This is a genomic window from Serratia microhaemolytica, assembly GCF_004011885.1.
In the GTDB taxonomy this organism is placed as follows: Bacteria; Pseudomonadota; Gammaproteobacteria; order Enterobacterales; family Enterobacteriaceae; genus Serratia_G; species Serratia_G microhaemolytica.
In genome coordinates, this window is sequence record NZ_SBEF01000041.1 from 18776 (window position 1) to 27429 (window position 8654).

Below are 8654 nucleotides of genomic sequence, written 5' to 3' on the forward strand. Positions count from 1 at the left end.
AAACCAATTAGATAGATGAGGCTGGCAGTTTAAGCTGGATCTCTTTGTTCAGATTGCGTACCCAGCGATTGTAGTTCTTGTGGATCTTACCATTGGCAGCACGTAAGTTGAAGCTGTTGTCATAAGTAATTGCATATCCAGTCGCTGAGTAAGGAATGGTCACGTCAACGCTGTGAGCGCGGGTCTGCTGGCGACCGTGGATCACGCCCGGTTTAGTTTCGGTCATCACCCATTTGTATCTTGCTCCGGCAGAAAAGATGGCTTGTTTCACTTGTTCTGAAGTGTGCCCGGTACTTACTGGGGTCTTGATATTCTCAATCGGTGCAGTACGTGCACACCCTGCCAGCCCTGCAGCCACTACCAATACCGCACACAATTTCACAATCTTTTTCATACAGTCTCCACTGATGTAAATGATAAAACGGGAATTGCCCATTTTTTTATTGTCTAACGCTCTCTGAGATCCATTGCCGTTGTGTGATCGATGAATTGTGTGATCGATTCACTGTGTAACTGATCAATAGCAGATGAGCAGTAAGCACCACCGATGACCACTGAATACGGCCATTCAGTAACGAAGGGGTTATCAGACAGCTTCTTTTTTACCTGCATTGCGACCTGTGAGTTGCGGCTAACCTGATGGCTAACCACCCGATTTCACCGGCCAAGCCAAAGCGCGCCAATGCTATCAATGTTGGCAATCTATTGGCAATACACTAAAGCTAAAAGATTTTTACTTGACTTCATCACTCATCCCGATTGACGCAGTGCGCTGTTTGGCTAAACGGTAATCCGTTTGCCTGTGCTAGACGCTGTGGGAAGCAATCCGCTGGAGAGGACAACAACGCGATCTGCTGTCCGGCAGTACCAGAAATTTCACTCCGTGCATCGCGGGCTATCGCAGTACTAAATTCATCAAAGGCGCAATAGGTTAGTCGGTTGCCCTTTTCTCGCTAGCGTCAGTCGCGCGGCAGTACACCGATAATTTAGAGACGCTGGTTTGACAGTCTTTCGATTCACCACTAAACATATATAAGCAAGATTAACCTATACGGTTCACAAAAAAGTCTTGCTGGTAATTCTTTTTTATGGAATCTAGGGGTTGTTTTTGTTTTTTTAGTTTTTAACTCCGTTTTTTTGCCTTATTTTGATTTAGAACGCTGTAACACCCCTAGCTTTGTTTGAAAAAGTGATTTCCTTAACTTATCCGACTCTTGTTATTGATTAGTTTTATTCATGCAATTAGGAGTATTTCATATGTCACTAAAAACCAACGTCATCACCGCAGCCATATTCGCCGCTGCCGCAGGCATCAGCTTTACAGCTAATGCAGCGCCTTCTCAGGACGTATTACTGCAAGGTGTCATTACCGATACCACTTGTGACGTGGTAGCCAACAATGGTAGTGCCACTTTGGATGTCGGTGTTTACACCGCAGTAAGCTTTGTACCTAGCACTCAGAACGGTGCGGTACCGCTAGAAGTTGTGCTGGAAAACTGTTCTGCTGATGAGACCGGTGACCTGCTGATCCTCGGCACAGCAGCCTCAACCGACGCTAACATCTTTACTACCAGCACCGCTGACACTGTTGGCTTTATGATCCAAGACAGTACTTCAGCTCAGGTGCCTGTAGATGGCGGTGTTACCATCAACACCACCATTGCTGGCCCTAACACCTATACCTTCAGCGTAGGTATGGCGACGACAGATAACCCACCACTGGCTGGAGCGTATTCAGCGCCAGTGACTGTGGCCTACCTTGTTCTTTAATTGAGCCAATACCTCGCCAACGCCGGAGTATTCCGGCGTTTCTATCCTTTACCGTGACGGATGTGAGCATTTAAAACATGAAACAGAAGATAAGGATTGCACTGAGTTTGTTTATCATCGGAACCTCCTCGGCGCTGGCGGGGATTTCTATTGATAGCACTCGCATCATTTTTCATGCCAGTAATGAGGCACGCGGTCAGGGTATCGGTGTTACCAGTGCCCAAACTTCGCCTCAGCCTTATTTGGTGAAAGCGCAAATTACACGTGATGTACCTGGCAATGACAACAAGACACCTTTTGTCACTACCCCTTCGTTATTTCGTTTAGAACCGGGTAGCACTAATCAGGTGTTGATTATGAAAAAGCCAAGTGACCTACCGAAAGATCGCGAGTCACTTTATTACTTCCGCGCGATTGCCATGCCGGCAGGATCACGCCAAGACCCAACACAGATTCCCGCTGTCGGTGGCACACTGAAAGTGGCCACTGCAGCAATAGTGAAACTGTTTTATCGTCCATCTGGGCTGCCTGTTGCGCAGCGGCAAGCAATGGGGATGCTACAGTTTTCCAACACTTCGCAAGGTCTAAGAGTCAGTAATCCTAGCCCTTACTATATTACTCTCTCTAGCCTGCGTATCGGCGGCGTGACAGTCCCCCTGAATATCGCTAAAGGTGAAGCGATGATTGCCCCGTTTGCTCAACAAATTTATGCCAAAGCACCACGTCAAGGCAGGGTTGAGTGGAAAGCAATCAACGACTTTGGTGCCGTGGAGGTGTTCAATGGTTCGGTACGCTAAACCCACTGCTGTGCTGCTTGTCTCAGCTTGGCTAACAGGTGGGCAGTTGTGGGCGGCAGAGTCAGTAAATGTTGATTTTTCTGCCAATATTTTTGATGGCACCTGTGAAATCCAGCTTTCTGACAGCACTATCGATTTCGGATTTCATCGCAATACCGCCTTCCCGGCCAGCAGTGCGGTGGCGATCCGGCCATTAATTGCTACCGTGAACTGTACCAGTGCCACCACACCGAAACTGACCGTGAGTGGTAATGCACCTTATGCCAGCCAAACTATTTTTCGCGATGCTGATTCGGCAGCCAACGGGGCTGGTTTTATGGTGCGTCGTGATATCGGTGGCATCAATATTGGCAATTTTTATGATGAAGCACAGGCGATCAGTAACAACGTTCCTGTCTCGCTAGCGCCGATCCCAGAAGCCACGCCACAGAATGAATCCTTTATTTTGGGCTTGGTTCGCGCCGGTAGTAATACCGTCACTGCCGGCACAATTAAGGCCACATTAACATTCACGGTTGCTTTTGATTAAGCGGGGAGAAGAGCTAATGCAGTACAAAAATCCCACGTTAGGCCGCTTTTTTCCTGCCATCACTGCAGGAATATTGCTTGCAATCAGTGCCGGTGCTCAGGCCGCTGGTTCTGCGGCTGCGACAGTCAATTTTTCCGCCTCGCTGGTGGGGGCTACTTGTGATGTTAACGTAGATAGAGCAAACATCGCGTTTGGTAGCGTCTCTTCTACTGTGATTATCCCTGCTGGTACCGCAGGTATTGATCCACAACTGTTTGTGTTGTCGTTTAGTAACTGTGCCTCTTCAGGCGTGATACCGAAGATTCGGATTACTGGCCCGACGATCACTTCAGGTATTCCGCTATTTCGTAATAGCAGCGCCGATCCTAACTATTCACAAGGTTATGGTATTCGTTTGGTGCAACAAGGGCAGAATACCGTATTAGGCAATTTGGATGAAATTGCGCTCGCGGCAGCCTCTGATCCGATCACGGATTTATATAGCAATCCGTTGACGCTGGAAGCGCGTTTATCCTGCGGTAATTGTACAGCAGGGCCGACATTACATGGTGGTGCCCTCACGGCCACGGTAACGTTCCAATTTGTTTATGAATAAAGCGTAATACGACGTGCAATATATTGATAATACCCAATTGATTCAGTGGTTCATTGGCGTATTTATCACTTATTAGAATTCAGATTGAACATACGCCAATACATAGATGTTGTTAACGGTAACCTTAGCGGTTATATGCTGAAAATTATTAATAGTAATAATTATTTATGCTGTCTTTGCATTAAATAAACCGACTGCCTCAAATTGATGGGTAACGTGCTATGAAAAATTACTCCCCTTCATTGAGTGCTGCGCTTCAGGGGGGTTATTTCCGCTACCACCCGCTGGCTTGGTGCTTATTATTAACGGTTTCCCCGAGCTGGGCTGCTGACTATTTTGATCCCAGCTTTCTTGGTGAGCCTGATGAAAACATCAATATCGACCTCTCTCCGTTTGCCGAACCGGGCGGAGTAGCACCGGGCGAATATACCCTATGGGTTTTTGTCAACCAGCGCAGCGTCGGCCGTTATGCTCTCACTTTCCAGAAAAATGCCCAGGGCAAAGTTGCGCCTGTTTTCACGCCAGAACAGTTAAATAGCTTTGGCGTTGCCGTTGATCAAGTGCCGTCACTGAAAGGACTGGCAAAAGATAGCCAGATCGATAACTTGACCAGCGTCGTCCCTCAGGCTGTGACCAAGCTTGATCTGCCGCGTCTGCGTTTAGATATCAGCGTGCCACAAATTGCCATGCAGCGGCAGTTACGCGGTGCGATTGATCCCAGTCAGTGGCAGGATGGGATCCCGGCGTTGATGGCAAACTATCACATCAGTGCCGGTCATACCTCTAATGATGTTAATGGTGAGACTCATCGCACCAAAAACCTGTTTACCAGTATTCGCCCGGGACTGAATTTAGGACCCTGGCGGTTACGTAGCACCTTTACTTATTCACGGTTGGAATATAGCGGCAGGAATAACAAGCCGGATGAAACACGCACTGAAAGCGATTTTAATAACACCTATCTGATGCGTGATATCGCCAAAATTCGCTCCAGCCTGCTGGTTGGTCAAAGCAATACTGGCAGTGATATTTTTGACTCCGTGCCATTCCTTGGAATGAAACTGCAATCGAATGAGCAGATGTTGCCAGCGCAGTTGCGTGGCTTTAGCCCGGCGATCAGTGGCATCGCCAATACTAACGCCCGCATCACGGTGCGTCAGGGCGGAAACATCATCTATGAAACCTTCGTTGCCCCTGGGCCGTTCTATATTAACGATCTGCCACAAGCTGGGTTATCGGGCGACTACGATGTCACTGTGACTGAATCAGATGGCAGTCAGCGCCGTTTTGTCGTGCCCTACTCTTCGCTGCCGGTCATGTTACGTCCCGGTGCTTGGAAGTATGAACTCACCACCGGTCGCTATGATGGCAACCTAACGCATGGTTCCCGTAAAGCGGTATTTGTACTGGGTACTGGGGTTTATGGATTACCGAAAGGCTTTACCCTGTACGGTGGTCTGCTAGGTTCTGATGATTACCAAGCACTTAGCCTGGGTAGCGGTGTTTCGCTGGGTATGCTAGGGGCGATTTCACTTGATGTTACTCAGTCTTGGGCCAAGTTTGACAAAGGATCGACGCAATCCGGTCAGTCTTACCGTTTCCGCTACTCGAAAAGTATGTTGGAGACCGGCACCACCTTTGACTTGACTGCGATGCGCTACTCAACTGAAAACTTTTATAGTTTTCATGACTTCAATAGCTTAGGCCATCAATTAAAAGAGGGGATCGCGCCTTGGTTGTTGCAACGTCGGCGCACCAGCTTCCAAACCCAAATCAGCCAGCAAATGGGGAAATGGGGATCGGTTTCGTTCCGTGCCACCCGAGATGATTTCTGGGGTGATGATCGCAAACTGACCGGGTTGTCATTTAGCTATAGCAACAGCCTGAAGGGGATCAGCTACAGCATTAACTACAACATCGATCGTGTCAGCGATGAGAACAAAGATTGGCCAGAGAACCGCCAAATCTCGTTTAATATCAGTGTGCCATTCAGTATCTTCGGTTATGCCAAGGCACTTCAATCGGCGTATGCCGTTGGCTCAATTAGTCATGATAACGATGGGCGAACCCAGAACCAGATCGGCATCATGGGCAGTGCATTGGATGGCCGTATCTCTTACGGTATCACGCAGAACTGGGGTAATCAGGGGCAACCTTCCAGCACCAGTCTGACTGCCGGTTATCAAGGCAGTAAAGGAAGCATTAACGCAGGCTATAGCTACAGCAGTAATACCCAATCGGTCAACCTTAATGCCAGCGGTAGCGTTCTGGTACACGCGGGCGGCGTCACCTTCGCGCGGGGAATGGGAGAATCTGTCGCACTGGTACACGCTCCGGGCGCACGCGGTGTCAGTGTCAATGGTGCGACTACCGTTACCGATTCGCGTGGTTATGCCATTGTCCCGCACTTGTCGAACTACCTCAGAAACAGCATAGGGCTTGATCCCAGTACGCTACCTGAAGGTGTCAATGTGGTGCAAACCAACGTGAATGTCTTCCCAACTAACGGCGCCGTCGTCAAAGCAGAGTTCGCTACCCGCGTCGGTTACCAGGCGTTGATGACACTGAAATATGGCACAGGATTTGTTCCATTCGGTGCGACCGCTTCTCTGCTTGGTGCCACTGAAGGAGAAGAGAATGGCAGTATTGTCGGTGATAGCGGCCAGATCTATATGACCGGTCTTCCTGCTACCGGAGAGTTACTGGTTAAGTGGGGAGAGAGTGACAACCGTCAATGTAGAGTCAATTTCAATGTTGCCGCGATCAGCACTTCACCTGACCGTCCGATGCGCCAGGTCACTTATGAGTGCCGATGAGTGTCAAGACCAATAACGGGATAACAGAAAAATGACCTCTGTTGCCGCTGTAGTGCTCAGATTTAGCAGCGGCAATACCATATCGATAACCGAGATATCGACAACATGATAGCAGTAACAGATGGCATAGGGTATTGATAAAATGAAACTTAATAAAGTAACCAATGGTTTATTGCAACCGGAAAGGGCGCACACCCTCTCCGCTTCATTCGGCACCACTTGCACACGGTTTGTGTTGCAGGCAGCGGCTACTCTGCTACTGAGTTGCACCTTATCATCGGTTCACGCCGCTTCAGCCGGCCCGGCGGGTACCTACCCAGTAGGTAATAAAGCCTCCTGGAGTACCCAGGTCAGCGGTGCTGTCCGGTCAACCACCCACCTTCCGGTTGCCAGTGATAATAGCCGCTATCCGTGGGGGGCGTATCTCAGTGATACCCCACCCAGAGTCGGTTTTAACAACATGAATACCTGCCTACCTGCCAGTAAATTTGCCACCATGTCGGATGGTTCAGTCTCCGGTTACCGCATCGCCAATGACATTCTGTTGGTCACTACCTTTGGCAATCTGTTTGGTCGATACTGGTGGCATAATGGAACTTCTTATATCTACCAATCGGTAAGAGGCGACTTTCAGGGCAATGGTAGAATGAATTTCACTGAACCGAATGCCGCCGCCTCCTACTGGTGCCTAGCAGCACGAACTGTCGATAGAAATGCCACCCTCACCCAGACTGGCGGCAGTAGTGCCGATATCGCTAATGCCTTCATTGTGCTCTATATCGGTCCGAAGGCTGTTCCGGGTACTTACAATTCACCCTCGATCTACTTAGGGCGTGTATTCAATGAAAACTACCTGACTCTCGTGAACAATTCCAGTTTCCGGGTAGTTCCGGCAACCGATTGTTCTATCGCTTTACAGGATGCTAACGTCGATTTTGGTCCAGTAAACAATACCCGTACCGATAGAGCGGTGCTTGGCTCCTTCACCTCTGGGCTGGATATTCAGTGTGCCACGATTTACAACTCTTCCGGCGGCAATACCATCGCCATGACTTTGAAATTCGCCGGTACGGTAGGCCGTGCCAACTACGCGCTATCGTTACGCGATACCGGAAATGTTGAGCTGGCTGAGGTACATGGTGTCAGATCCAATACCACTGTCAGTTGCAACAGTGCGGTGACCAACAAAATCACGTTTAGTGGTACTAACGTGAGTATCGGTAACATTGGCGCCGGATTGACCAGCATCCCATTGACCTGGACACTTTGCAGCAATGGTGCGCTGAACTATGGCAATGGTACCGCGCGAGCCACTGTTACGTTGAGTTGGCCGTGATCGCAAACAGTTGCTGTGCCAATATTCAGCATAGAGAGCCTTGCTATAATTCTGTGTCACAAGGGAAGAAGCTAGACAGTTCCCTCCCCTTGATAAGGGGAGGGTTAGGGTGAGATGTTAACCCATTTGATTATTTTAAAATACCCCCCTGCCCCCTTCGCGGGGGCAGGGGCAACAAGCCACATCAATGTGAATTCGCCATGCTATTACTTTTAGGTGACCCTTAGCGTACATTTAACGCTCTTCAATAGAATAGTCATCTTTTCCTCTCCAATATATAACACTATACTTTTTAAATTGAACTCCTTTATCTTTTAAATACTCGATTAATTCGGATGGATACCACCCATGACCGTACATAAAAAGTGCTTTTTTATCAATTAGTTTTTTTATTATATCAATTTTTTCATCTTCATTAGCAACTTGCATTTCCATGTAATCTCCGGATGAAACGAAGCCTAATGACGACATCTCGGATATGTGTCTTTTATTTATAGCATTTATTTTTAAATTATTTCCAGCCATATCTATTACAATTATAAAATCTTTGAGAATGTTATTCATCTTACCATGAACTTTAATAAAACCTGATCTGAGTAAGTTACTTCCACAGCAGGGCAACCGCATGAATGATTAAAATTCACTCTATCGCCCAAATCCCGCATTAAGAGCCTATCTCAATAGGAGTTTATTCCACACAATAAGTCCGCAGGCAAAATGCAACATGGCCTCGTAATTTTCAGCCTTTTTCTCCCAGCGAACCAATAACCGACGATATCGATTAAGCCAGCTATGTGTCCGTTCAACCACC

The 8654-nt window shown here is 48.1% G+C and carries 8 protein-coding genes and 1 pseudogene; 6 read left to right on the forward strand and 3 right to left on the reverse strand.

Annotated features, from left to right (window positions below; all coding sequences use genetic code 11):
• Positions 1 to 7: 7 nt before the first annotated feature.
• Positions 8 to 394 carry a hypothetical protein gene (locus EOJ37_RS12220; RefSeq protein WP_127960187.1) on the reverse strand — a complete coding sequence of 129 codons (387 nt, stop codon included), beginning with the start codon at positions 392 to 394 and terminating at the stop codon, positions 8 to 10.
• 863 nt (positions 395 to 1257) lie between these two features.
• On the opposite strand from EOJ37_RS12220, the gene EOJ37_RS12225 reads away from it, so the two are divergent.
• The 6 genes from EOJ37_RS12225 (at position 1258) to EOJ37_RS12250 (ending at position 7843) form a co-directional block, all read left to right on the forward strand.
• On the forward strand, positions 1258 to 1770 hold the full coding sequence (locus tag EOJ37_RS12225; RefSeq protein ID WP_155522498.1) for a fimbrial protein: 513 nt from the start codon (positions 1258 to 1260) through the stop codon (positions 1768 to 1770).
• Positions 1771 to 1847: 77 nt separating this feature from the next.
• The gene (locus EOJ37_RS12230; protein ID WP_127960188.1) at positions 1848 to 2567 is read left to right on the forward strand and encodes a fimbrial biogenesis chaperone; all 720 of its coding nucleotides are present in this window, start codon (positions 1848 to 1850) and stop codon (positions 2565 to 2567) included.
• Complete coding sequence (locus EOJ37_RS12235) at positions 2551 to 3096, forward strand: fimbrial protein (RefSeq protein ID WP_127960189.1); 546 nt, start codon at positions 2551 to 2553, stop codon at positions 3094 to 3096. The genes EOJ37_RS12230 and EOJ37_RS12235 overlap by 17 nt, the downstream gene beginning before the upstream one ends.
• 16 nt (positions 3097 to 3112) lie before the next feature.
• Positions 3113 to 3691 (forward strand): fimbrial protein, encoded by a 579-nt coding sequence (locus EOJ37_RS12240; protein ID WP_127960190.1) that lies wholly within the window; start codon positions 3113 to 3115, stop codon positions 3689 to 3691.
• 221 nt (positions 3692 to 3912) lie between these two features.
• A complete protein-coding gene (locus EOJ37_RS12245) occupies positions 3913 to 6507 on the forward strand; it encodes a fimbria/pilus outer membrane usher protein (RefSeq protein WP_127960191.1) in 2595 nt (864 codons plus the stop codon).
• 142 nt (positions 6508 to 6649) lie between these two features.
• Complete coding sequence (locus tag EOJ37_RS12250) at positions 6650 to 7843, forward strand: hypothetical protein (RefSeq protein ID WP_127960192.1); 1194 nt, start codon at positions 6650 to 6652, stop codon at positions 7841 to 7843.
• A gap of 234 nt (positions 7844 to 8077) precedes the next feature.
• On the opposite strand, the gene EOJ37_RS12255 is transcribed toward EOJ37_RS12250, so the two are convergent.
• Positions 8078 to 8407 carry a hypothetical protein gene (locus EOJ37_RS12255; protein ID WP_240651712.1) on the reverse strand — a complete coding sequence of 110 codons (330 nt, stop codon included), beginning with the start codon at positions 8405 to 8407 and terminating at the stop codon, positions 8078 to 8080.
• Between the two features lie 108 nt (positions 8408 to 8515).
• Positions 8516 to 8654 (reverse strand): annotated as a pseudogene (locus EOJ37_RS12260) (IS5/IS1182 family transposase); the annotation flags it as partial.